This window comes from Pseudomonas mandelii, assembly GCF_900106065.1.
GTDB lineage: Bacteria > Pseudomonadota > Gammaproteobacteria > Pseudomonadales > Pseudomonadaceae > Aquipseudomonas > Aquipseudomonas mandelii.
Genome location: NZ_LT629796.1, coordinates 4,845,827 through 4,870,426, shown reverse-complemented (window position 1 = coordinate 4,870,426; position 24,600 = coordinate 4,845,827). Strand labels below are relative to the sequence as shown.

The following is a 24,600-nucleotide window of genomic DNA, read 5'->3' as shown; positions in this document are numbered from 1 at the left end:
TCACGCGCGATCATTTCATAAATGCCCCGGAAAGCCCCGAAGAGTGGCTCGCCATCAGCAATCCGGCCAAGCATAGCGCTCGACTGGACTCATTCGAAAAATTGTTGCCAAGTATCTTTTACAGCAGGTCTTTTATCAACAATTCAGCCACCTGCACAGCATTGAGCGCAGCGCCCTTACGCACGTTATCTGACGTCAGCCACAAATTAAGTTCCGACGGGTCGTCGATTCCGGCGCGAACCCGACCAACGTAGACCACGTCCTGCCCTACTGCATCGCCTACTGCCGTCGGGTAATCGCCGGCTTCCACCAGTTCGATACCCGGTGCGTCTTCCAGCGCCGCGTTGACTTTCGCCAAGTCCACAGCGCTCGCTGACTGCAAGGTCACGCTAAAGCTATCGCCAAAAAACACCGGGGCTTGAATGCAAGTGACAGAAATCTTTAATAAAGGCAGCGCCATGACCTGACGCAGCTCACGCACCAGGCGTTTTTCCAGCAGCGTATGACCCTGCTCATCAGGCTTGCCGACCTGAGCCAACAGGTTGAAAGCCATCTGCCGATCAAAAAAAGTCGGCTCCAGCGGACGCACATTGAGAAGCTCGGCGGTCTGCCGGGCCAGCTCGGTCACGGCTTCGCGCCCCTGGGCGGAAACGGCCAGGCAGGCGGTCAGGTTGATGCGTTGCAGGTCGAGCAAACCCAGCAACGGCGCCAGCACCACGGCCAGCGTGGTGGCCGACGGGCTTGGGCTGCTGACCTGGAACGGTTTTTTCAAACCGGCCAAGACGTCGGCGTTGGCTTCCGGCACCACTTGCGGCGCCTGATTGGCCGGCAAAGCGCCGGACAGGTCGATCAACGAACAACCGGCAGCGGTCGCGCGCGAGGCAAAACTCAGGGTCACTGCCGGACCGGCAGCGAAAAACACCAGCTGAACCTTGCTGAAATCGAATTCGTCGACTTCACGCACCCGCACGTTCTTGCCGCGAAACGGCACCGAATGCCCGGCGGATTCGCTGCTGGCCAGCAAATGGAGGTTGCCGACCGGGAAGTCGCGTTCTTCGAGAATCTGCACGAGCGTTTCGCCGACAGTACCGGTGGCGCCGATCACGGCAATATCAAAGGACTGGCTCATGGTTCTACCTCTGGCGAAACGGGGGGAGCGGCACTTTACCGGGTGGGTGGCGCGCAGGCAATTCGGCTGGGGTTTTGTGGTGTATGCGCCGGCTTCTTCGCGGGCAAGCCTCGCTTCTACGGGTTGTGTGTCGGTCGCGAAATCTTGAAACAACCGCGATACCTGTAGGAGCGAGGCTTGCCCGCGAAGAGGCCCTTCCTGACGACATACCTTCCCAAAAAAAACCCGCACCTCTTTCAAGGCGCGGGTTCTTTGATTACTTCAATCGATCAACGCTCAAGCAGGATCCGCAGCATGCGACGCAGCGGTTCGGCCGCGCCCCACAGCAGTTGGTCGCCGACGGTAAACGCGCCGACGTACTGCGTGCCCATGTTCAGCTTGCGCAGACGGCCAACCGGCACGTTCAGGGTGCCGGTGACTTTCGTCGGGCTCAGTTCCTGAATGCTGGCTTCGCGATTGTTCGGCACCAGTTTGACCCAAGGGTTGTGCTGGCTGATCAGCCCTTCGATGTCGGCGATCGGCACGTCTTTGTTCAGCTTGATGGTCAGCGCCTGGCTGTGGCAGCGCATGGCGCCGATGCGCACGCAGATGCCATCCACCGGGATCGGGCTCTTGAAGCGACCGAGGATCTTGTTGGTCTCGGCCTGGGCCTTCCATTCTTCGCGGCTCTGACCGTTCGGCAGCTCCTTGTCGATCCACGGGATCAGGCTGCCGGCCAGCGGAACGCCGAAGTTTTCGGTCGGGTACGCGTCGCTGCGCATGGCTTCGGCCACACGGCGGTCGATGTCGAGGATGGCGCTGGCCGGGTCGGCCAGTTGATCGGCGACAGCGGCGTGGGTCGCGCCCATTTGCTTGATCAGTTCACGCATGTTCTGCGCGCCGGCACCGGAGGCCGCCTGATAAGTCATGGCGCTCATCCACTCGACCAGACCGGCTTCGAACAGGCCGCCCAGGCCCATCAGCATCAGGCTGACGGTGCAGTTGCCGCCGATGTAGTTCTTGGTGCCCGCGTCGAGCTGCTGGTCGATGACCTTGCGGTTCACCGGATCCAGCACGATCACCGCGTCATCCTGCATGCGCAGGCTGGAAGCGGCGTCGATCCAGTAACCCTGCCAGCCGGCTTCGCGCAGCTTCGGGAATACTTCGCTGGTGTAGTCGCCACCCTGGCAGGTCAGAATCACGTCGAGGGTTTTCAGCTCTTCAATGCTGTAAGCGTCCTTGAGCGGAGCAATGTCCTTGCCCACGGACGGGCCTTGGCCACCGACATTGGAAGTGGTGAAAAACACCGGCTCAATAAGATCGAAATCCTGCTCTTCCAGCATCCGCTGCATGAGCACGGAACCGACCATACCGCGCCAACCGATCAGACCTACACGTTTCATCGCAACTACACCTTCTTTAAAAAGTGGGCCGCTGCTTTCAAGAGTGAAAGTGGCAGCGGGCCCGAGAGATTACAGATTCCGCAGCGCGGCGACTACTGCGTCGCCCATTTCCTGCGTACCGACTTTAGTGCAACCGGCCGACCAGATGTCGCCCGTGCGCAGCCCCTGATCCAATACCAGACTGACGGCTTTCTCGATGGCATCGGCCGCGTCCTGCAGATTGAAGCTGTAACGCAGCATCATCGACACCGACAGAATGGTCGCCAGCGGGTTGGCAATGCCTTTGCCAGCGATGTCTGGCGCCGAACCGTGGCAAGGCTCGTACATGCCCTTGTTGTTGGTATCCAGGGATGCCGACGGCAGCATGCCGATGGAACCGGTGAGCATCGATGCCTGGTCAGACAGAATGTCGCCGAACATATTCTCGGTAACGATCACGTCGAATTGCTTCGGCGCACGCACCAGCTGCATGGCGGCGTTGTCGACGTACATGTGGCTCAGTTCGACTTCCGGGTAATCTTTGGCCACTTGCTCGACGATTTCGCGCCACAGTTGGCTCGAAGCCAGCACGTTGGCCTTGTCCACCGAGCACAGCTTCTTGCCGCGCACCATGGCCATGTCGAAACCGACACGGGCGATGCGGCGGATTTCGCTTTCGCTGTACGGCAGCGTGTCGTAAGCCTGACGCTCGCCGTTTTCCAGGGTGCGGGTGCCGCGTGGCGCGCCGAAATAGATGCCGCCGGTCAGTTCACGGACGATCAGGATGTCCAGGCCCGAAACGATTTCAGGCTTCAGGCTCGATGCCTCGGCCAGTTGCGGGTAGAGGATCGCCGGGCGCAGGTTGCCAAACAGGCCCAGTTGCGCACGAATCTTCAGCAGGCCGCGCTCAGGGCGGATGTCACGCTCGATGGTGTCCCATTTCGGGCCGCCCACGGCGCCCAGCAGCACGGCGTCGGCTGCGCGCGCACGGTCGAGGGTTTCGTCGGCCAATGGCACGCCGTGCTTGTCGATGGCGGCGCCGCCGATCAGGTCGTGGCTCAGCTCGAAGCCCAGGCTGTACTTGTCGTTGGCCAGCTCCAGCACCTTGACCGCTTCGGCCATGATTTCCGGGCCAATACCATCACCTGGGAGAATCAGAATCTGCTTGCTCATGCTTTCCTCATGTCATCAGTCGGTGCGCCCTTGAGCACACCCGGAAAAATTCTATCGTTCGGCCATCAGCACCAGCACATCGGTACTGAACGAACCATCGGCCTCAATCTCAAAATATTCGCGTACTTCATTGCCCATCGACTGCTGCAACTCGCGGATCGCGGCGCGCATCACTTCTGGCGTGCGCATGCGTTCGACCCAGGAGTTGTACTCCAGCCGCAACCGTTGACGCGTAGTGCTACGGGTATGCAACCCCGCTTCGCTGACCTGACGCAACCACTCGCCGGCGGAATAATCGCGCACATGGCTGGTGTCGCGCAGCACTTCGACGCTTTGCAGGTAAGTGTCAAACAACGGACTGCCCGGTGACAACACGTCGATGAACGCCGCCACCCCACCCGGCTTCAGTACCCGCCGGACTTCGCGCAGGGCCAGGCCGAGGTCGCTCCAATGGTGCGCCGAGTAACGACTGAAGACGAAGTCGAACTCACCATCGGCAAACGGCAGGCGCTCGGCGGCACCGTTGACCGTGGTCACATTGCTCAAACCACGGTCCACAGCGGCGACGGTAACCACGTCGAGCATCTGCTGGGACAAATCGTAGGCCACCACTTCCTTGACCAGCGACGCCACGTGAAAACTGACGTGACCAGCGCCACACCCCAGGTCCAGCACCCGAGCATCGCCCTGCCCGGCCAGTTCGGCCTGTAGCAGCGCAAATTCGGTGCCTTGAGCGTGTACGGCGCTGCTCAGATAGGCCGAGGCCTGTTCACCGAATTGCTTTTGGACTACCTGGTTGTGCTGGGCGGTGCGGGTCATGGGGGACTTCCTTTTGGGGTTTAGCCTTGTGTTGTCTGGGCGGGCCTCTTCGCGGGCGAGCCTCACTCCTACAGGGAGACGTATTTCAGCCGTAGGAGTGAGGCTTGCCCGCGAAGGCGTCATCACGCCTTACGCAAACTTACGCGTCGCGAAACAACCAAGGCTGGCTCGCCCGGTGCTTGGCTTCAAACGTCGCAATCGCTTCATGGTCCATCAACGTCAGACCGATATCGTCCAGACCGTTGAGCAGGCAATGCTTACGGAAGGCGTCAATTTCAAAGCTCAACACCTTGCCATCCGGACGGGTAACGGTCTGGGCCTGCAAATCGACCTGCAACTGATAACCCGGGGTCACTTCCACCTGCTGGAACAGCTCATCCACTTCAGCGTCGCTCAAGATGATCGGCAGCAAGCCGTTCTTGAAGCTGTTGTTGAAGAAGATGTCGGCGTAGCTCGGCGCGATGATGCTGCGGAAACCGTATTCCTCCAGCGCCCACGGCGCATGTTCACGACTGGAACCGCAACCGAAGTTTTCGCGGGCCAGCAACACGCTGGCGCCTTGATAACGCTCGGCGTTGAGGACGAAGTCCTTGTTCAACGGGCGCTTGGAGTTGTCCTGATAAGGCTGCCCGACATCCAGATAGCGCCACTCATCGAACAGGTTTGGGCCGAAACCCGTGCGCTTGATCGACTTCAAGAATTGCTTCGGGATGATCTGGTCGGTGTCGACGTTGGCACGATCCAGAGGCGCGACAAGACCAGTGTGCTGGGTAAAAGCTTTCATGCTGCGCTCCTTTAGATCAATTCACGGACGTCGACGAAACGACCGTTCACCGCGGCGGCGGCGGCCATGGCCGGGCTCACGAGGTGGGTACGGCCACCGGCGCCCTGACGGCCTTCGAAATTGCGGTTGGAGGTCGAGGCGCAATGCTCGCCCGACTCCAAACGGTCCGGGTTCATCGCCAGGCACATCGAGCAACCCGGCTCACGCCATTCGAAACCGGCGTCGAGGAAAATCTTGTCCAGGCCTTCCGATTCAGCCTGGGCCTTCACCAGACCCGAGCCCGGCACCACGATGGCCTGCTTGATGGTCGAAGCGACTTTGCGACCTTTGGCGATCACGGCGGCAGCACGCAAATCTTCGATCCGCGAGTTGGTGCAGGAACCGATGAACACGCGGTCCAGCTGAATGTCGGTAATTGCCTGATTGGCAGTCAAACCCATGTATTTCAAGGCGCGTTCGATGGAGCCGCGCTTGACCAGGTCCATTTCCTTCGCAGGGTCCGGCACGTTCTGATCCACGGCCAACACCATCTCGGGCGAAGTGCCCCAGCTGACTTGTGGCTTGATCTGGGTGGCGTCGAGCTCGACGACGGTGTCGAACGTGGCGTCTTCATCAGTCACCAGGTCTTTCCACGCTTCGACGGCCAAGTCCCATTCCGCGCCTTTCGGAGCGAATGGACGGCCCTTCACGTAGGCGACGGTTTTTTCGTCAGCGGCGACCAGTCCTACGCGAGCGCCAGCCTCGATGGACATGTTGCAAATGGTCATGCGGCCTTCGACCGACAGATCACGAATCGCACTACCGGCGAACTCGATGGCATGGCCGTTACCGCCGGCAGTGCCGATCTTGCCAATGACCGCGAGAACGATGTCCTTGGCGGTCACGCCGAACGGCAATTTCCCTTCGACCGACACCCGCATATTCTTCATTTTCTTGGCGACCAGGCACTGGGTGGCGAGCACGTGCTCGACCTCGGACGTGCCGATACCGTGAGCCAACGCGCCAAACGCGCCGTGGGTCGAGGTGTGGGAGTCGCCGCAGACCACGGTCATGCCCGGCAAGGTTGCGCCCTGTTCCGGGCCGATGACGTGGACGATGCCTTGGCGCACGTCGTTCATCTTGAACTCGACGATGCCGTATTCGTCACAGTTGTCATCGAGGGTCTGGACCTGCAAACGCGAGACCTGGTCGGCAATGGCTTCGATGCCGCCCTTGCGTTCCGGGGTGGTCGGTACGTTGTGGTCCGGGGTCGCGATGTTGGCATCGATGCGCCAAGGCTTGCGCCCGGCCAGACGCAGGCCTTCAAAGGCTTGCGGCGAGGTCACTTCGTGAATGATGTGACGATCGATGTAGATCAAGGCAGAGCCATCGTCGCGCTGCTTGACCAAATGCGAATCCCAGAGCTTGTCGTAGAGCGTTTTGCCGGCCATCAGACGGTTTCCTCATCAGCTTGTTTCTATGCCCCGGGCCGTTTGTATAACCCTTTGGCTTGTGAGGTCGATCCTAGGGGGTTACATTAAATAACTCAAATTCATATTTTTCATGCTTTGGATAACCAACTGGAATACCGCAATGGACCTGGCCAATCTCAATGCTTTCATCGCCATTGCCGAGACCGGAAGCTTCTCCGGCGCGGGAGAACGGCTGCACCTGACACAACCGGCGATCAGCAAGCGCATCGCCGGGCTGGAGCAGCAATTGAAGGTGCGGCTTTTCGATCGACTGGGTCGTGAAGTCGGCCTGACCGAGGCCGGTCGCGCCCTGTTGCCGCGGGCCTATCAGATTCTCAATGTGCTGGATGACACCCGCCGCGCCCTGACCAACCTGACCGGCGAAGTGACCGGGCGCCTGACGCTGGCCACCAGTCACCACATTGGCTTGCACCGCTTACCGCCCTTATTAAGGGAGTTCACCCGACGCTACCCACAAGTGGCGCTGGATATTCAGTTTCTCGATTCGGAAGTGGCCTACGAGGAAATCCTCCATGGCCGCGCGGAACTGGCGGTGATCACCCTCGCCCCGGAACCTCATACCTTGGTCAAAGCCACGCCGGTGTGGGACGACCCCCTGGATTTCGTGGTCGCCCCGGAGCACTCGCTGATCAGCAACGGCCCAGTCAGCCTGGCGGACATTGCCCTGCACCCAGCGGTGTTTCCCGGCGGCAACACGTTCACCCATCACATTGTCCAGCGCCTGTTCGAGGCTCAGGGACTGACGCCGAACATCGCCATGAGCACCAATTATCTGGAAACCATCAAGATGATGGTCTCGATCGGCCTGGCCTGGAGCGTTTTGCCGCGAACGATGCTCGACGATCAAGTTGCGCGAATACCTTTGCCGGGCATACAACTGACTCGCCAGCTAGGCTATATCCTGCACACCGAACGGACGCTGTCGAATGCGGCACGGGCCTTCATGGCCTTGCTGGATGCACAAATCGATCTGCCAGGGATTCAAGGCTAACGTGTGCTACTGCCATAGAGCCGCGAACCCCTGCGCCTAACGCCCAATTCAGCCCAAGGCCTGCCAATGCCGAAATCTGTTGACCGTATTCCGCCGATGCCACGTATACAGGCGCTTGACCCGAAACGGTCCGAGCAGAGCTGGGAAAGCGCACCACAGTTGTTGGCCGCCCTCAACGGCGCGCGCCTGGGCGCCTGGTATTGGGACATCGAGCGCGGACAGATCAGTTGGTCGCGGGGCACCCAGGCGTTGTTCGGCTTCGATCCCCGACAGCCGTTGCCGACCGATCTGGAATACCTCGACTTGCTGCCTCCGGAGGATCGGGCAAAAACCATTCGCGCCTTTCATGCCGTGATCGCCGGCGCCCCGCTGGAGCAGGCGATGCACCACCGCATCCGCTGGCCCGACGGCAGCCTGCACTGGCTGGAGATCAACGGCAGCTTGCTGCCGGACAAAGACGGTCGGCCACGGATGATTGGGGTCATTCGCGAAATCACCCATCAGCGCCAGCGCGAACAGGCCCTGAGCAGCTCGGAAAAACGCTTTGCCACGCTGTTTCACCTGTGCCCGAACATGGTGCTGCTGACCCGCCAGGAAGATGGCCTGATTACCGAAGCCAATCAGTATTTCGAAAGCCTGTTCGGCTGGCCGGTGCAGGACGCCATTGGCCGAACCACCGTCGAACTGGGCCTCTGGGTGCACCCGGAACAACGGGACGTGCTGGTCAAGGCGACCAAGGCCAAGGGCGAACTGACCAGCATGGAGGTGCAGTTTCGCGCCAGCAATGGCCAGATCCACGACGGCATCCTCAGCGCACAGAAAGTCGAACTCGAAGGCCAGCCCTACCTGCTGAGCACTTTCCTCGATACCACGGAACGCAAGGCCGCCGAACTCGCGCTGAAAGACAGCCAGGAACGCCTCGACCTGGCCCTGGATTCGGCGCAACTCGGCACCTGGGACTGGCACATTCCCAGCGGCATGCTGTACGGCTCGGCGCGGGCCGCGCAGTTGCACGGGCTGGAGGCCATACCCTTCCATGAGTCCTTCGACGCGTTTTTCGAAGGTGTGCCCGACGAAGAACGCGGCAGCATGCGCGACGCTTATCGCAGCCTGCGCGAAGGACCGGCCGGCAATTATCAGCTGACTTATCGCGTGCAGTTGCCGGACGGCAGTTCACGCTACCTGGAAAGTCGTGCCCGCCTCTACCGCGATGAAAACGGCGCACCGCTGCGCATGGCCGGCACCTTGCTGGACATCACCGATCAAGTGGAGCGCGAACAACGGCTGGTGGCCTCCGAAGAGAAATTCGCCACGCTGTTTCAAGTCAGCCCGGACCCGATCTGCGTCACGCGCCAGGACACTGGCCAGTTCATCGAGATCAACTCCAGCTTTACCCAGACCTTCGGCTGGAGCGCCGCCGAAGTGATTGACCGCAGGGCCGACGAAATCGGCCTGTGGGACGCGTCAGCGAAAAGCCTGCAACGAATTGAACAAGTCATCCGCGAACAGGGGCTGAACAATGTCGCGATCATCGCCCAACACAAAGACGGGCAAGCCCTGACCTGCGTGATTTCCAGCCGGCAGATCAGCGTGGGCGACCAGCCGTGCATCGTCACGACCCTGCGCGACATTACCCAGCAACAGCGTTCCGAAGCGGCACTCAAGGCCAGCGAAGAGAAGTTTGCCAAGGCGTTTCACTCAAGCCCGGACGCGATCACCATCACCGAACGCGATACCGGGCGCTACCTGGAGGTCAACGATGGTTTTTGTCGCCTGACCGGTTACCGCGCCGACGAAGTGGTCGGCCGCACGGTGTATCAAGTCGGCATCTGGGCAGAAGAGAAACAGCGCTCGGCGCTGCTGGCCGAGTTGCAGCTTAAGGGTCGTGTGCATCACCAGGAAATGCTGGGCCGCAACAAGCGCGGCGAACTGCTGACCGTCGAAGTCTCGGTGGAGCCAATCACCCTCAACGAAACCGCATGCCTGTTGCTGACTGGCCGAGACGTCAGCCTGTTGAAAAATGCCGAAGCGCAGATTCGCCATCTGGCCTACCACGACCCGCTGACCAACCTTCCGAACCGCGCCCTGTTGATGGATCGCCTGAGCCAGCAGATCGCCCTGCTCAAGCGCCACAACCTGCGCGGTGCGCTGCTGTTCCTGGACCTCGATCATTTCAAGCACATCAACGATTCCCTGGGTCACCCGGTGGGCGACACGGTGCTGAAAATCATCACGGCTCGGCTTGAAGCCAGCGTGCGCATGGAAGACACCGTGGCACGCCTGGGTGGCGATGAATTTGTGGTGCTGCTCAGCGGCCTTGAGGGCTCGCGCAACGAAGTCAGCGCCCAGGTTCGGGAGTTGGCGGACACGTTGCGTGAACTGTTGTCGGAGCCGATGTTCCTCGACGGCCAGCGCCTGCAAGTGACACCGAGCATCGGCATCGCGCTGATCCCCGACCACGGCTCGACCCCGACCGACCTGCTCAAACGTGCCGACATTGCGCTTTACCGCGCCAAGGACTCGGGCCGCAACATGGCGCAGATGTATCACAACACCATGCAGAAGGCGGCCAGTGAACGCCTGCGCATGGAAACCGACTTGCGCCTGGCCCTTTCCCGGGGCGAGTTCCATGTGCATTACCAACCCCAGGTCGACGCTCGGGGCAACCGTATTGTCGGCGCCGAAGCGCTGGTGCGCTGGGACCACCCGGAACTCGGCCCGCAATCGCCCACCGAATTCATCAAGGTGCTGGAGGACAGCGGGCTGATTCTGGAAGTGGGCACGTGGATCATCGACGAAGCCTGTGGGGCCTTCAAAAAGCTGGTTGCCAAAGGCCTGGTGAACCCGCTCAGCTTCAGCCTGTGCGTGAACATCAGCCCGAGGCAATTTCGTCAAAACGACTTCGTCGAACGCATCGAATACAGCCTCAGCAGCCACGGCCTGCCCTGCTCGTTGCTGAAACTGGAAATCACCGAAGGGATCGTCATCCAGAACCTGGAAGACACCATCAACAAAATGCGCCGCCTGAAAAAACTCGGCGTGAGCTTTGCAATGGACGACTTCGGCACCGGCTACTCCTCGCTGACCTACCTCAAGCGCCTGCCGGTCGACACGCTGAAAATCGATCAGTCGTTCATCCGCGATGCCACCACCGACCCCAACGACGCCGAAATCATCCGCGCCATCGTGGCCATGGCCCGCAGCCTGGAATTGAAAGTGATCGCCGAAGGGGTGGAAACGGCGGAGCAGCTGGAATTTTTGCAGGGGCTGGGGTGCCATTTTTATCAGGGGTATTTGCACAGTCGGCCGCTGCCGGTGGAGGAGTTCCAGAAACTCCTCAAATAACGGGTACAAAAAAGGGCGCCGAATGGCGCCCTTCTCATTGCTCTGACTCGTTACTGCAGAGCGGGTTTTTGCGTCCCGTTGATCGGGATGCGTTTGGCTTTTGCCTCTTCCGGTATCACCCGCAACAGGTCGATGCTCAACAAACCGTTGCTCAGGCCGGCAGCCTTGATTTCGATATGGTCCGCCAGACGGAAGGACAGTTTGAAGGCGCGCTGAGCGATGCCTTGGTACAGATAGGTGACGTCTTCATTCGCGTCACGCTTGCCACCACTGATGGTCAGCACCCCTTTTTCCACTTGCAGATCCAGGTCTTCTTCCTGGAACCCGGCGGCCGCCACGACGATGCGGTATTGGTCATCACCATGCTTTTCAACGTTGTAAGGTGGGTAGGTGCTGCCTGGCTCGTTGCGCAGGGCGGTTTCGAACAAGTCATTGAAGCGGTCGAAGCCCACCGAGGAACGGAACAGGGGCGCCATCGAAAATGCAGTACTCATGATTCAAATCTCCTGAAAACAGATCAGCAAGTTTTTTTGTCTCCGCGACCCGAATTCGGCATCGCGTAATCCCTACATAGGGATCTCCGATTGCTTTTCAAGAGATTATTTTCAGATTTTTTTGGGTTTTTTTCAGGCCGCTTCTGACACCTGTAGCCCCAACAAACGCGAGACTTGATCCAGTTCGGTCTCTCGACGCAACACGGTAAACAGCTCCACCGCCTCAGGATAATTGCGGGTCAACATCGCCAGCCATTGCTTCAAACGACCCGGCGACTGGCGGGCAGTCATCTGCGCCTTGGCTTGCAGCCAGAAGTCCTGGATCAGTGGCAGCAACTCGGCCCACGTCATCTCGACCACTTCTTCACCGGCCCGCGCCGCCGCGATCTGCCGGGCCAGGTCCGGACGCGACACCAGGCCGCGACCGAGCATGATGTCTTCCACGCCGCTGATTTCGCGGCAACGGCGCCAATCTTCAACGCTCCAGATGTCGCCATTGGCGAACACTGGAACCTTGACCACTTCCTGCACGCGGGGGATCCATTCCCAATGCGCAGGCGGCTTGTAACCGTCGGTTTTGGTCCGCGCGTGCACCACGATGTGCGCCGCGCCGCCTTCGGCCAGCGCTGTTGCGCAGACCAGCGAACCGTCCGGGCTGTCGAAGCCCAGGCGCATTTTCGCGGTAACCGGAATGTGCGCCGGCACAGCGCGGCGGACGTGTTCAACGATTTGGTTGAGCAGTTCAGGTTCTTTCAGCAGGACCGCGCCGCCACGGGACTTGTTGACGGTCTTGGCCGGGCAGCCGAAGTTCAGGTCGATCACCTCGGAACCCAGCTCGCAGGCCAGCGCGGCGTTTTCAGCCAGACACACCGGATCGGAACCGAGCAACTGCACCCGCAGCGGCACGCCGGACGCGGTGCGGGCGCCGGTCAATAATTCCGGGCCGAACTTGTGGTAATAGGCGGGCGTGAGCAGTTGATCGTTGATCCGAATAAACTCGGTCACGCACCAGTCGATACCGCCCACTCGGGTCAGCACGTCCCGCAGGATGTTGTCGACCAACCCCTCCATGGGCGCCAAAGCAATTTGCATGAAAAACACACTCAACGAAAAACGTGCGGCAGTTTACTGGATTCTCTGTCGAAAGACTTGCATCTGCCTCTGTGGCGAGGGAGCTTGCTCCCGTTAGAGTGCGTGGCACTCTCCATTGCAAGGGACCGCTTCGCGCTCCAGCGGGAGCAAGCTCCCTCGCCACTGGATCGCGTCAACCTGGAACTTGCAACGCCGGGCCGTAGCCTTCGATGAACTCGGCCGGCATGCGCTTGGGCTTGCCGGTGGACAGTTCGATGCAGACGAAAGTGGTTTGCGCGCGCAGCAACGTAGTGTTATCGCTGGGGCGCTTCAACTGGAAGTGGCGGGTCATTTTCAGGCGCTGATCCCAATCGACAATCCAGGTCGCCAATTGCAACTCATCGCCCTCATAGGCGGCGGCCAGGTAATCGATCTCGTGCCGCACCACCGCCATCGCCCGATCCAGCCGACGATACTCGACCAGGTCCAGCCCCAGCCGCTGCGAGTGACGCCAGGCGCAGCGTTCGAGCCAGGTCACGTACACCGCGTTGTTCGCGTGCCCCAGCCCGTCGATGTCCTCGGCGCCGACTTCCAGATCAATGATAAATGGCGTTGCCCGATCCCAGCCCATGCCCCACTCCCGGTCAGATGATGTCGACCGGGGCAGTGTAACGGATGCTCAGGCCGATTGGCGCGATTGCAGGCTGCGGCCAGCCAGCAGTGATAACACGCCATCAATCACCCGAGGATCGGCCAGCACGCGCTGATGCCCGCCCTCCTCCAGGCGTAACAGCCGGCTGTCGAACCACGCCTCATTGATCAACTGGGACTCCTTGACCGGAACAAAGCAATCATCTTCGGCGTGGACGATCAGCCCCGGCATGTCGAGCTGATAGTGCGCAACATCCAGCGTTGCAGCGCGCATGCCGACATCTTTCTCGACCTGGCGAATAAACGCCGAACGCGCTTTGGGCGGCAGCCGCACGTAACGGGCAAAACCGCGCAACACCCCGAGAATCCGCGCCGGTGCGGCGATGGTGACCAGGGTTTCGGTGCGCAAACCCAACTGCACGGCGAGCATCGCACTGGCGCCGCCCATGGAGTGGCCAATGACGGCTCGCAGCGGCGGCAACTCGGCGGCCGCTTCGAGCATGGCCCGGGCAAACAGCACCACGTTGGCTTCACTGCCCGGTGAGCGACCATGAGCAGGGCCGTCGAGCGCTACGACGGTGTAGCCAGCATCGACCAGCGCCGTGATGAGACTCGCAAACTGTGTCGGCCGCCCTTCCCAACCGTGCATCAGCAACACGGCCGGACCTTGCCCCCAGCGCAGCGCCGAGAGACCGAAACGCAAGGTGATCCGTTCGGATTTCGCCAGCAGCGGCAATTCCCAGTCACGCGGCGGAAGCTCTCGCGGCGTCATGAACGCCAGTCGCATTTTGCTCGCGACCAGTTTCGGTGCAAACCAGCCCAAGGTGCCATTAACGCCACGAACCCACTTCAACGTGCTCATCGCTCTCACTCCTCAGGCCAATGCCTTCAGGTCATAGCACCGCCGACTTGGCGGCGCGCAGCAATCGATCGGACAACTCTCCTGGCCCCAGCGCCCTAGCCAGAGCCAGACCCCCGACCATCAAGGCCATGTCGGCCAGGGCTTTGTCGGTGTCTTCCGGGCTGGCCGCCAACTGCGCGACCATCATTTCCACATGCTCATTCAGCGCCACGCGAAACGCGTCCGGCAGGCGACCCAACTCACCGACAGACGCCGGGATCGGGCACGCGGAATCCGAGGAATCACGGTGTTTGCGCGACAGGTAAAACGCAGCCACCAACGCGCGACGCTCTTCGCCGGTCAATTCGGCGTCCATGTCAGCGATCAAGCCACGGCGGTGACCGAGCAGTTGCTTGAATGCTTCCAGCATCATGGCGTCCTTGCTTTCGAAGTGCGCATAGAAGCCGCCAACCGTCAGGCCGGCTGCGCCCATCACTTCGCCCACGCTCGGTTCGGCCGGGCCGCGCTGAATCAGCGCTGCGCTGGCGGCCTTGAGAATGCGTTCGCGGGTTTGAGCTTTTTTATCGTTCATCGTTGCCTCCGAATATTACGACTAGAATATTATTCTCATAATAATTTTCCGCAAGTCGTGGATGTGACCGCTGGTCTGAAGAACAGTTTGAAAGAAATGGGGGATTTGGCCAAACGCCAGACAAACAAAAGGGCCATTCAATAATTGAATGACCCTTATAAAATCCCGCAGAGCGGGTAATCGTGGCGTCCCCTAGGGGACTCGAACCCCTGTTACCGCCGTGAAAGGGCGGTGTCCTAGGCCACTAGACGAAGGGGACGCAAAACCTTCTATACAACTGATCAGTGCTGAGAGCTGATCGATTCAAGGCCGGTGTGGCCAGACCTTGAACTGTAAAATTGGTGGAGCTAAGCGGGATCGAACCGCTGACCTCCTGCATGCCATGCAGGCGCTCTCCCAGCTGAGCTATAGCCCCGGATTTTTCGCCTCGCGGCGGAGCGACATCTTGCAACATCGCTTCTGTAAAACTGGCGTCCCCTAGGGGACTCGAACCCCTGTTACCGCCGTGAAAGGGCGGTGTCCTAGGCCACTAGACGAAGGGGACGCAAACCCTTCTATACAACAGATCAACGCTGAGTGTTGATCGCTTCAAGGCCGGTGTGGCCAGACCTTGAAGTGTAAATTGGTGGAGCTAGACGGGATCGAACCGTCGACCTCTTGCATGCCATGCAAGCGCTCTCCCAGCTGAGCTATAGCCCCTCATCGCTGAGGACGGGGCGAATCTTAATGGCGCTTCGGAAAGCTGTCAAACTTATTTTTAACAATTTTCAAAATTTTTTGTCGCCATAACAATCACTTACCGCCCTCCCCCCGGAAAAACGGGGGTGGCGCCGAAGATCACGATCAAATGATCGCCACCTCCGGCAGCCCCTACGAGGTCAAACGTCCTCAGGCGATGTTGCCCAGGAGTTTTTCCCACTCCTTGTTTTCCTTCTTCGACACGCCGCCCAGCAGGTCGATGGCCTGGCGCAGACGGAAACGGGTCAGGTCCGGGCCAAGGATTTCCATCGCATCAAGCACCGACACCGAACTGGCCTGGCCAGTGATCGCGGCGAACATCAGCGGCATGGCGTCACGCAGCTTCAGCTCCAGGGATTCGACCACCGCCTGAATCGTCGCGGTGATGCTGTCCTTCTCCCACTGACGCAGGCTTTCCAGCTTCCACAGAATCAGCTGCATCAACTGACGAACCTGGTCGCCCGAGAGCTTCTTCGATTCGAACAGCTTGGCATCCGGGTTCACACCACCGGCGAAGAAGAAACCGGCCAGCGGTGCAACCTGGCTGAAGGTCTCGACGCGCCCCTGCACGTGCGGCGCGATCTTCATCATGTATTCCGGGTTCAGCGCCCAGGTTTGCAGGCGCGAAGCGAACTCTTCCACCGGCAAGTCACGCAGCCATTGGCCGTTGAGCCACGACAGCTTCTCGATGTCGAAAATCGGCCCGCCGAGGGACACGCGGCTCAGGTCGAAATTGTCGACCATTTCCTGCAGCGAGAATTTTTCGCGCTCGTCCGGCATCGACCACCCCATGCGGCCGAGGTAGTTGAGCATCGCTTCCGGCATGAAGCCCATGCGCTCGTAGAACGTCACCGAGGTCGGGTTCTTGCGCTTGGACAGCTTGCTCTTGTCCGGGTTACGCAGCAGCGGCATGTAGCACAGCTCCGGTTGTTCCCAGCCGAAGTATTCATAAAGCAGGATCAGCTTCGGCGCCGATGGCAGCCACTCTTCACCGCGCAGAACGTGGGTAATGCCCATCAAGTGGTCGTCGACCACGTTGGCCAGGAAGTACGTCGGCAGGCCGTCAGTCTTCATCAACACTTGCATGTCCATGCGATCCCACGGGATCTCGACGTCGCCACGCAGCATGTCCGGTACCACGCAAACGCCTTCGCTCGGCACTTTCATGCGGATCACATGAGGCTCGCCAGCGGCCAGGCGCCGGGCGACTTCTTCTTTCGAGAGCAACAGCGCACGGCCGTCGTAACGCGGGGTTTCGCCACGGGCCATTTGTTCGGCGCGCATCTGGTCCAGCTCTTCGGCGGTGCAGAAGCACGGGAAGGCGTGGCCCATCTCGACCAACTGCTGGCAGTACTTCTGATAGATGTCGCCGCGTTCGCTTTGACGATACGGACCGTGCGGGCCGCCAACGTCCGGACCTTCGCTCCAGTCGATGCCCAACCAGCGCAAGGCGTCGAAAATCTGCTGTTCGGACTCCCGGGTTGAGCGCAACTGGTCGGTGTCTTCGATCCGCAGGATGAACTCACCGCCATGCTGCTTGGCAAAGCAGTAGTTGAACAAAGCGATGTAAGCGGTACCTACGTGGGGGTCCCCGGTAGGCGATGGCGCGATGCGCGTGCGGACGGTGGTCATGGCAAGTCTCGAAATGAAGATAAAACAAAGGGCGAATGGTAACAGGCGATACCCGCCCGGCTCCAGTCAGCAGGGCATTTAAGCCAAGGTTGCGTCTACAACGGGCCTGAGCCGCGATGAATGACGGATTATCAGCCGATGGCATTTACCCACTATCGACTGTATGCAAGATTCACCTGCTGATAACTTTCCTTACAATTTCTCGACTACAGTCTGCCCCATGCCTGCCCAACTCAAGCGACGCCTGTTTATTTTCCTGCTGATCGTCCTGCTGATTGCCGGGGGCTTCTTCGCCCAATGGTTCTTCAAGGGGCGGTTTTATGAAAGCACCGACAACGCCTATGTCCAGGGCGAGATCACCCGTGTCTCAAGCCAATTGGGCGCGCGCATCGATCAGGTGCTGGTGCAGGACAATCAGCACGTTGAGAAAGGCCAGTTGCTGATCAAGCTCGAAGGCGATGACTTCCACCTCGCCGTCGACCGCGCCAATGCCACCCTCGCTACCCGACAAGCCGAACGTTTGCAGGCGCAAAGCAAACTGACCCAGCAAGCCAGCCTGATCGCCGCCAGCGAGGCGCAAGTCGCCTCCAGCCAGGCCAGCCTTGGGCGTTCGCAGATCGACTTGTCCCGCGCGCAAACCCTGCGCAAACCCGGCTACGTCTCGGAGGAACGGGTGACCACCCTCTCCGCCGACAACCACATCGCCCGTTCGCAAGTGACCAAGGCCCAGGCCGACGCACAAAGCCAACGCCAGCAAGTCAATTCCTTGAGCGCCGAGATCAAGCGCCTCGACGCGATGATCGCCAATGCCAAAACCGACCTCGCCCAGGCCGAACTGAACCTGACCCGCAGCGAAATCCACGCGCCGATCAGCGGCCTGATCGGCCAGCGCGCGGCTCGACAAGGCCAATACGTGCAGGCAGGCGCTTATCTGCTGTCGATCGTCCCGGACCAGGACATCTGGATTCAGGCCAACTTCAAGGAAACCCAGATCGGCCACATGCAGCCCGGCCAGAAAGCCACGCTGACTTTCGACGCCTACAGCGACACACCGATAGACGCACGGGTCGACAGCCTGTTCGCCGCCTCGGGCGCACAGTTCAGCCTGTTGCCGCCGGACAATGCCACGGGCAATTTCACCAAAGTCGTACAACGGATCCCGGTAAAACTGACGTTCGCTTCGGACAATCCGCTGCACGGCAAGATTCGCCCAGGGATGTCGGTCACTGCCAAAGTGAACATCAAAGACGCCCCTGACGATGGCCGGTGATCAACTGATCCGCCCGGCCGGCGAACCGACCCGGCGGGACTGGATTGCAGTGATGAGCGTGATGCTCGGCGCCTTCATGGCCGTGCTGGATATCCAGATCACCAACTCGTCGCTCAAGGACATTCAGGGCGCGCTGTCGGCGACCCTGGAAGAAGGCTCGTGGATTTCCACGTCCTATCTGGTGGCGGAAATCATCATGATCCCGCTGACCGCGTGGCTGGTGCAGCTGCTGTCGGCGCGACGCCTGGCAGTCTGGGTTTCATTGGGATTTCTCGCCGCCTCCCTGCTCTGCTCCATGGCCTGGAGCCTGGAGAGCATGATCATCTTTCGAGCGTTACAGGGATTCACCGGCGGTGCCCTGATCCCGCTGGCCTTCACCCTCACCCTGATCAAACTCCCGGAACACCACCGCGCCAAAGGCATGGCCATGTTCGCCATGACCGCGACGTTCGCGCCCTCCATTGGCCCAACCCTTGGCGGCTGGCTGACGGAAAACTGGGGCTGGGAGTACATTTTCTACATCAACATACCGCCCGGCCTGATCATGATCGCCGGCCTGATGTACGGCCTGGAGAAGAAAGAGGCGCACTGGGAACTGCTCAAAAGCACCGACTACTTGGGCATCCTCACGCTCGGCGTCGGCCTCGGCTGTTTGCAGGTGTTTCTGGAAGAAGGCCATCGCAAGGACTGGCTGGAATCGAACCTGATCGTGACCCTGGGCAGCATCGCGTTGGTGAGCCTGATCACCTTTGTGATCGTGCAGCTCTCCAAGCCCAATCCGCTGATCAACCTCGGCATTCTGGGTAATCGAAACTTCGGTTTGTCGAGTATTTCCAGCCTAGGAATGGGCGTCGGCTTGTACGGCTCGATTTTCCTGTTACCGCTGTACCTGGCGCAGATCCAGAACTACAACGCCCTGCAGATCGGCGAAGTGATCATGTGGATGGGCGTGCCGCAGCTGTTTCTGATTCCGCTGGTGCCCAAGCTGATGAAATACGTGTCGCCCAAATGGCTGTGCGCAATAGGCTTCGGGCTGTTCGGGTTGGCGAGTTTTTCGTCGGGGGTGCTGAACCCGGACTTTGCCGGGCCGCAGTTCAATCAGATCCAGATCATCCGGGCGCTGGGCCAGCCGCTGATCATGGTGACCATCTCGCTGATCGCCACCGCTTACATCCTGCCGCAGGACGCGGGATCGGCGTCGAGCCTGTTCAATATCCTGCGCAACCTCGGCGGCGCGATTGGCATCGCCCTCCTCGCGACCTTGCTGGACGCGCGAACCAAGACCTACTTTGATTACTTGCGTGAATCCATCGTGCCGAGCAATCCGCAAGTGGCGGAGCGAATGGCGTCGATGACGGACCGGTTCGGCAGTGAGACGGCAGCGCTGGGCAAGCTGAGCGAGATTGCGCATCAGCAGGCGTCGATCATGGCGTACAACGATGCGTTTCACTTTGTCGGGATTGCGCTGGGGATCAGCATGATTGCGGTGTTGTTGACCAAAGCGTTGCCGGTGGGGCTCAAGGCTGGCGAGGCGCACTAACCCCGATTGCGGTGGTGACCTTTCGGACGCCTTCGCGGGCGAGCCTCGCTCCTACAAGGTTTGTGGCGCGCCAGCGAGATGTGAACGGCACAAAATCAGAAGGCGCGAGGCTCGTCCGCGAAGGCGCATGCACATTCACCGCAAATCTCAGACAGTAATCAATCGATCCCGCAACTTGCCAATCTCATCGCGCATCTGCGCCGCCGCTTCAAACTCCAGATCCCGCGCCAGCGCGTACATCTTCTCTTCCAGCGCTTTGATGCGCTTGGCGATCTCGCCCGGCGAGCGCAATTCGGCTTCGTACTTGGCGCTCTCTTCGGCGGCCTTGGCCATGCCTTTGCGCTTCTTGCTGCGCGAACCGGGCACGGTGGCGCCTTCCATGATGTCGGCGACGTCCTTGAACACACCCTTCGGCGTGATGCCATTGGCGAGGTTGAAGGCGATCTGCTTGTCGCGACGCCGTTCGGTCTCGCCGATCGCCCGCTCCATGGAACCGGTGATGCGATCCGCATACAGAATCGCCCGGCCATTGAGGTTACGCGCGGCCCGGCCGATGGTCTGGATCAACGAACGCTCGGAACGCAGGAAACCCTCCTTGTCTGCATCGAGAATCGCCACCAGCGACACTTCCGGCATGTCCAGGCCTTCACGCAGCAGGTTGATCCCCACCAGCACATCGAACGTGCCCAGACGCAGATCGCGGATGATTTCGACCCGCTCCACGGTGTCGATGTCCGAGTGCAGGTAACGCACCCGCACGCCATGGTCAGCCAGGTAATCGGTCAAGTCTTCAGACATGCGCTTGGTCAGCGTAGTCACCAGCACCCGCTCTTCCAGCGCCACACGTTTACCGATTTCCGAGAGCAGATCGTCAACCTGGGTCAACGCCGGGCGGATTTCGATCTGCGGGTCCACCAGGCCAGTTGGGCGAACCAGCTGCTCGACCACGCGACCGGCGTGTTCCGCTTCGTAATTGCCCGGCGTGGCCGAGACGAAAATCGTCTGCGGGCTGATGCTTTCAAATTCGTCGAAACGCATCGGCCGGTTATCCAGCGCTGACGGCAAGCGGAAGCCGTATTCCACCAGCGTCTCTTTACGGGAACGGTCGCCCTTATACATGGCGCCGACCTGCGGCACGCTGACGTGGGATTCGTCGATCACCAGCAAGGCGTCGGCCGGCAGGTAGTCGAAGAGGGTCGGTGGCGCCTGGCCGGATTCACGGCCCGACAGGTAGCGCGAGTAGTTTTCGATACCGTTGCAGTAACCCAGTTCGAGGATCATCTCCAGGTCGAAACGGGTGCGCTGCTCCAGGCGCTGGGCTTCCACCAGTTTGTTGTTGGTGCGCAGGTAATCCAGGCGCTCCTGCAATTCGACCTTGATCCCTTCGACGGCACCCAGCAGGGTTTCCCGTGGCGTCACGTAATGGCTTTTCGGGTAGAAAGTGAATCGCGGCAACTTGCGGATTACTTCGCCGGTCAGCGGATCGAAAGCCGACAGGCTCTCGACTTCGTCATCGAACAGCTCGATGCGGATCGCTTCGAAGTCGGATTCCGCCGGGTGGATATCAATCACATCGCCGCGCACCCGGAAGGTCGCCCGGGCGAACTCCATGTCATTGCGGGTGTATTGCAAGTCTGCCAGGCGACGCAGCAACGCACGTTGATCGAGCTTGTCGCCGCGATCCACGTGCAGCACCATTTTCAAATAGGTTTCCGGACTGCCCAAACCGTAGATGCAAGACACCGTGGTGACGATGATCGCGTCCTTGCGTTCCAGCAGCGCCTTGGTCGCGGACAGCCGCATCTGCTCGATGTGGTCGTTGATCGAGGCGTCTTTCTCGATGAAGGTGTCCGATGACGGCACATAGGCTTCTGGCTGGTAGTAGTCGTAGTAGGAAACGAAGTACTCGACGGCATTGTTCGGGAAGAACGCCTTGAACTCACCATACAACTGCGCGGCCAGGGTCTTGTTCGGCGCCAGCACCAAGGTCGGACGCTGTACCTGGGCGATCACGTTGGCGATGCTGAAGGTCTTGCCCGAGCCGGTCACACCAAGCAACGTCTGGTGCGCCAGCCCGGCTTCGATGCCCTCGACCATCAGGCGGATGGCTTCCGGCTGATCGCCGGCGGGCTCGAAGCGGGTGACTAGCTGGAATTCAGACATGTATACCTCTGATATCGCGCCAGCGCGGTCAAACCGGCAGCAACGAGAAAGACCGCAAACGACTCACGCCGCCCGAGGAAAAAACAGGATTGTGCTCAATGTGGAGCCGATTGCCTGCGCTTTCAAGGCAAACGTCCTACATCCCTTGAAGTCTTTGATGCCGGCATTCGACTAACGGTCGAAAAATAATCGAAAAAACTTACCTGAAAAGCTGATTCGTCTGTCGCCATCAATCGCAGATGGCCTCTATACTAGCTCCCCGTTTGTGCACCGCTCTAGTGCATTCGGCTGGAGCGCGACACGTCCCTCCACACTCCATTCAGAGCCGCCGCAAAAATGAGCCTGTTCTCCGCTGTCGAAATGGCACCACGCGATCCAATCCTGGGCCTCAACGAAGCATTCAACGCCGATACCCGTACCAACAAGGTCAACCTGGGAGTCGGTGTTTACTGCAACGAGGAGGGGAAAATTCCACTCCTGCGCGCCGTTGTCGAAGCCGAGACGATTCGCGTCGCTCAACACGCTTCCCGTGGTTACTTGCCAATCGACGGTATCGCCGCCTACGACCAGGCAGTGCAGAAACTGCTGTTCGGCAATGACTCGCCACTGATCGCCGCTGGCCGCGTCATCACCACCCAGGCCGTTGGCGGCACGGGCGCCCTGAAAATCGGCGCCGACTTCCTCAAGCAACTGCTGCCGAACGCCGTCGTGGCGATCAGCGACCCGAGCTGGGAAAACCACCGAGCCCTGTTCGAAACCGCCGGTTTCCCGGTGCAGAACTACCGTTACTACGACGCCGCGACCCATGACGTTAATCGTACCGGTCTGCTTGAAGACCTGAACGCCTTGCCTTCCGGCTCGATCGTTGTGCTGCACGCCTGCTGCCACAACCCGACCGGCGTGGACCTGAGCCCGGCGGACTGGAAAAACGTCCTGGACGTGGTGAAAGCCAAAGGTCACGTGCCGTTCCTCGACATGGCCTACCAGGGTTTTGGCGATGGCATCGACGAAGATGCCGCTGCCGTGCGCCTGTTTGCTGAATCGGGCCTGACCTTCTTCGTCTCCAGCTCGTTCTCCAAATCCTTCTCGCTGTACGGCGAGCGCGTTGGCGCCCTGTCGATCGTCAGCGAATCGAAAGAAGAAAGCGCGCGCGTGCTGTCGCAAGTCAAACGCGTGATCCGCACCAACTACTCCAACCCGCCGACCCACGGTGCCAGCATCGTCGCCGCGGTCCTGAACAGCCCGAAACTGCGCGCCCAGTGGGAAGAAGAACTGGCCGAAATGCGCCTGCGGATTCGTGGCATGCGCACCCAGATGGTCGACCTGCTGGCGAAAAACGCGCCACAGCGTGATTTCAGCTTCGTCGGTCGTCAGCGCGGCATGTTCTCCTACTCCGGCCTGACGGTTGAGCAAGTCACCCGCCTGCGCAGCGAGTTCGGCATCTACGCCCTGGACACCGGCCGCATCTGTGTGGCGGCGTTGAATCAGAGCAACATTGATGCAGTGACCAAGGCCATCGTTGCGGTGATCTGAGTCTCGCGCAGTACGGAAAACGGGAAGCCTTGGGGCTTCCCGTTTTTTATTCGTCGCAGATAAGTGTCAAAGCGCTATCGGCGCCCTCTAAACTCCACACAACGATGCACCTGCAGGATCGCCGCACCGCTCGCTCCTACAGGTTTTGTGTACACCTGAGAATTCTTACGAGAACCCACATGAAAAACGATGACCTACGCGCCGACCGTGACGAACTGGACCATTTTGTCCCTCGCACACCGGCCAAACGCGGTAACAACCTGGTGCTGCAAGTGGCCGCTGGCGTATTTCTCGGCGGCCTGGCCTTGTGGCTGGTGCAACTGGCAGCCACGATGCTGTACGCCAAGCTGATGCTCGCCACGGTCACCTTCGGCGGTTAAGCCAGTTCGGTCGCACGCTGACTGGCGGCATCGTCATAGGCGACGTAGAGCGATTCGGCGACCTGACTCTTGATCGCTTTGGCGCTTTCCAGACCGAGGACGAAGCCCTCAGCCTTGCCGCCCGCGCGGTTCAGATCGTCAGCGGTGCTGGCTTGGGTGATCGCGTCAAACAGCTTCTCGGCATGCGGGCCGACACCTTTGGGCAGGCTGATCTGAGCGATGCTCATGCGAACACCCCGTTGTCTTGAGGGGTGAGGATTGGGTGATTCATGGCACGTACCTTTTCGGCGAATGGCCGGCAGCGCGTGTAACCACTTCCGGGCGGCCATGGTAGACCTCTGAGGCGATTCTGGTAACCGCCCACTGCCGATAAACCACCGTCCGTCTCCACGAATCCATCAAGTTGCTAACAGATGCTTGACTTCTCTTTCTGAATCAGTAACATACGCGCCATTCCGCGATAGCTCAGTTGGTAGAGCAAGTGACTGTTAATCACTGGGTCCCTGGTTCGAGTCCAGGTCGTGGAGCCAGACAAGGTTCCAGAGAAGGCTTTCAAAATCTCTGCTCCCCCCGAAAAACCCGCCTTATGGCGGGTTTTTTCGTTTTGGCGTTCTGTCGGAC

Annotated in this window: 20 protein-coding genes and 5 tRNA genes; 7 read left to right on the top strand and 18 right to left on the bottom strand. The window is 60.1% G+C overall.

Annotated features, from left to right (window positions below):
- Positions 1-118: 118 nt before the first annotated feature.
- From BLU63_RS22565 to leuC, 6 genes are all read right to left on the bottom strand, one after another.
- Complete coding sequence (locus BLU63_RS22565; protein ID WP_010456038.1) at positions 119-1,129, bottom strand: aspartate-semialdehyde dehydrogenase; 1,011 nt, start codon at positions 1,127-1,129, stop codon at positions 119-121.
- 269 nt (positions 1,130-1,398) lie between these two features.
- Positions 1,399-2,511, bottom strand: a complete 1,113-nt coding sequence (gene asd, locus BLU63_RS22560) for an aspartate-semialdehyde dehydrogenase (protein ID WP_054052925.1) — start codon at positions 2,509-2,511, stop codon at positions 1,399-1,401.
- A 69-nt stretch (positions 2,512-2,580) separates the two neighbouring features.
- Positions 2,581-3,663, bottom strand: a complete 1,083-nt coding sequence (leuB, locus tag BLU63_RS22555) for a 3-isopropylmalate dehydrogenase (protein ID WP_083376276.1) — start codon at positions 3,661-3,663, stop codon at positions 2,581-2,583.
- Positions 3,664-3,714: 51 nt separating this feature from the next.
- Complete coding sequence (locus BLU63_RS22550) at positions 3,715-4,482, bottom strand: class I SAM-dependent methyltransferase (RefSeq protein ID WP_077750382.1); 768 nt, start codon at positions 4,480-4,482, stop codon at positions 3,715-3,717.
- A 139-nt stretch (positions 4,483-4,621) separates the two neighbouring features.
- Positions 4,622-5,266, bottom strand: coding sequence for a 3-isopropylmalate dehydratase small subunit (gene leuD, locus BLU63_RS22545; protein ID WP_010456042.1), 645 nt, complete (start codon positions 5,264-5,266; stop codon positions 4,622-4,624).
- Positions 5,267-5,277: 11 nt separating this feature from the next.
- Positions 5,278-6,696, bottom strand: a complete 1,419-nt coding sequence (leuC, locus tag BLU63_RS22540; RefSeq protein ID WP_010456043.1) for a 3-isopropylmalate dehydratase large subunit — start codon at positions 6,694-6,696, stop codon at positions 5,278-5,280.
- 142 nt (positions 6,697-6,838) lie between these two features.
- Between leuC and BLU63_RS22535 the strand changes: the two genes are divergently transcribed.
- Positions 6,839-7,729: a LysR family transcriptional regulator gene (locus tag BLU63_RS22535; protein WP_010456044.1), complete on the top strand. Its 891-nt coding sequence runs from the start codon at positions 6,839-6,841 to the stop codon at positions 7,727-7,729.
- Positions 7,730-7,795: 66 nt separating this feature from the next.
- The gene (locus BLU63_RS22530; protein WP_077750381.1) at positions 7,796-11,074 is read left to right on the top strand and encodes a PAS domain S-box protein; all 3,279 of its coding nucleotides are present in this window, start codon (positions 7,796-7,798) and stop codon (positions 11,072-11,074) included.
- Positions 11,075-11,124: 50 nt separating this feature from the next.
- Here the strand turns inward: BLU63_RS22530 and BLU63_RS22525 are convergent, their stop codons facing one another.
- The 10 genes from BLU63_RS22525 to gltX form a co-directional block, all read right to left on the bottom strand.
- Positions 11,125-11,568 carry an Hsp20 family protein gene (locus tag BLU63_RS22525; RefSeq protein WP_010456046.1) on the bottom strand — a complete coding sequence of 148 codons (444 nt, stop codon included), beginning with the start codon at positions 11,566-11,568 and terminating at the stop codon, positions 11,125-11,127.
- A 132-nt stretch (positions 11,569-11,700) separates the two neighbouring features.
- Positions 11,701-12,660 carry a tRNA dihydrouridine synthase gene (locus BLU63_RS22520; protein WP_083376275.1) on the bottom strand — a complete coding sequence of 320 codons (960 nt, stop codon included), beginning with the start codon at positions 12,658-12,660 and terminating at the stop codon, positions 11,701-11,703.
- A gap of 172 nt (positions 12,661-12,832) precedes the next feature.
- On the bottom strand, positions 12,833-13,270 hold the full coding sequence (locus BLU63_RS22515; protein ID WP_010456048.1) for an acyl-CoA thioesterase: 438 nt from the start codon (positions 13,268-13,270) through the stop codon (positions 12,833-12,835).
- A 48-nt stretch (positions 13,271-13,318) separates the two neighbouring features.
- On the bottom strand, positions 13,319-14,152 hold the full coding sequence (locus tag BLU63_RS22510; RefSeq protein ID WP_010456049.1) for an alpha/beta fold hydrolase: 834 nt from the start codon (positions 14,150-14,152) through the stop codon (positions 13,319-13,321).
- Between the two features lie 31 nt (positions 14,153-14,183).
- The gene (locus BLU63_RS22505; RefSeq protein ID WP_008151286.1) at positions 14,184-14,723 is read right to left on the bottom strand and encodes a TetR/AcrR family transcriptional regulator; all 540 of its coding nucleotides are present in this window, start codon (positions 14,721-14,723) and stop codon (positions 14,184-14,186) included.
- A 183-nt stretch (positions 14,724-14,906) separates the two neighbouring features.
- A tRNA-Glu gene (locus BLU63_RS22500) sits at positions 14,907-14,982 on the bottom strand.
- An 80-nt stretch (positions 14,983-15,062) separates the two neighbouring features.
- Positions 15,063-15,138 (bottom strand) — tRNA-Ala (locus BLU63_RS22495).
- A 53-nt stretch (positions 15,139-15,191) separates the two neighbouring features.
- Positions 15,192-15,267, bottom strand: a tRNA-Glu gene (locus BLU63_RS22490).
- 79 nt (positions 15,268-15,346) lie between these two features.
- Positions 15,347-15,422: transfer RNA gene (locus BLU63_RS22485), tRNA-Ala, on the bottom strand.
- 189 nt (positions 15,423-15,611) lie between these two features.
- Complete coding sequence (gene gltX, locus BLU63_RS22480) at positions 15,612-17,093, bottom strand: glutamate--tRNA ligase (protein ID WP_008037650.1); 1,482 nt, start codon at positions 17,091-17,093, stop codon at positions 15,612-15,614.
- A gap of 220 nt (positions 17,094-17,313) precedes the next feature.
- On the opposite strand from gltX, the gene BLU63_RS22475 reads away from it, so the two are divergent.
- Both BLU63_RS22475 and BLU63_RS22470 read left to right on the top strand, forming a co-directional pair.
- Positions 17,314-18,363 (top strand): HlyD family secretion protein, encoded by a 1,050-nt coding sequence (locus tag BLU63_RS22475; protein WP_077750244.1) that lies wholly within the window; start codon positions 17,314-17,316, stop codon positions 18,361-18,363.
- 49 nt (positions 18,364-18,412) lie between these two features.
- A complete protein-coding gene (locus BLU63_RS22470; RefSeq protein WP_174604235.1) occupies positions 18,413-19,903 on the top strand; it encodes an MDR family MFS transporter in 1,491 nt (496 codons plus the stop codon).
- Between the two features lie 147 nt (positions 19,904-20,050).
- Here the strand turns inward: BLU63_RS22470 and uvrB are convergent, their stop codons facing one another.
- A complete protein-coding gene (gene uvrB, locus BLU63_RS22465; protein WP_010456056.1) occupies positions 20,051-22,066 on the bottom strand; it encodes an excinuclease ABC subunit UvrB in 2,016 nt (671 codons plus the stop codon).
- Positions 22,067-22,402: 336 nt separating this feature from the next.
- On the opposite strand from uvrB, the gene BLU63_RS22460 reads away from it, so the two are divergent.
- On the top strand, positions 22,403-23,599 hold the full coding sequence (locus tag BLU63_RS22460) for an amino acid aminotransferase (protein WP_010456058.1): 1,197 nt from the start codon (positions 22,403-22,405) through the stop codon (positions 23,597-23,599).
- 179 nt (positions 23,600-23,778) lie between these two features.
- The gene (locus tag BLU63_RS22455; protein WP_010456060.1) at positions 23,779-23,979 is read left to right on the top strand and encodes a hypothetical protein; all 201 of its coding nucleotides are present in this window, start codon (positions 23,779-23,781) and stop codon (positions 23,977-23,979) included.
- Here BLU63_RS22455 and BLU63_RS22450 read toward each other — a convergent pair.
- The gene (locus BLU63_RS22450; RefSeq protein WP_010456061.1) at positions 23,976-24,206 is read right to left on the bottom strand and encodes a hypothetical protein; all 231 of its coding nucleotides are present in this window, start codon (positions 24,204-24,206) and stop codon (positions 23,976-23,978) included. The genes BLU63_RS22455 and BLU63_RS22450 overlap by 4 nt on opposite strands.
- 227 nt (positions 24,207-24,433) lie before the next feature.
- On the opposite strand from BLU63_RS22450, the gene BLU63_RS22445 reads away from it, so the two are divergent.
- Positions 24,434-24,509 (top strand) — tRNA-Asn (locus BLU63_RS22445).
- The last annotated feature ends 91 nt before the right edge of the window (positions 24,510-24,600 follow it).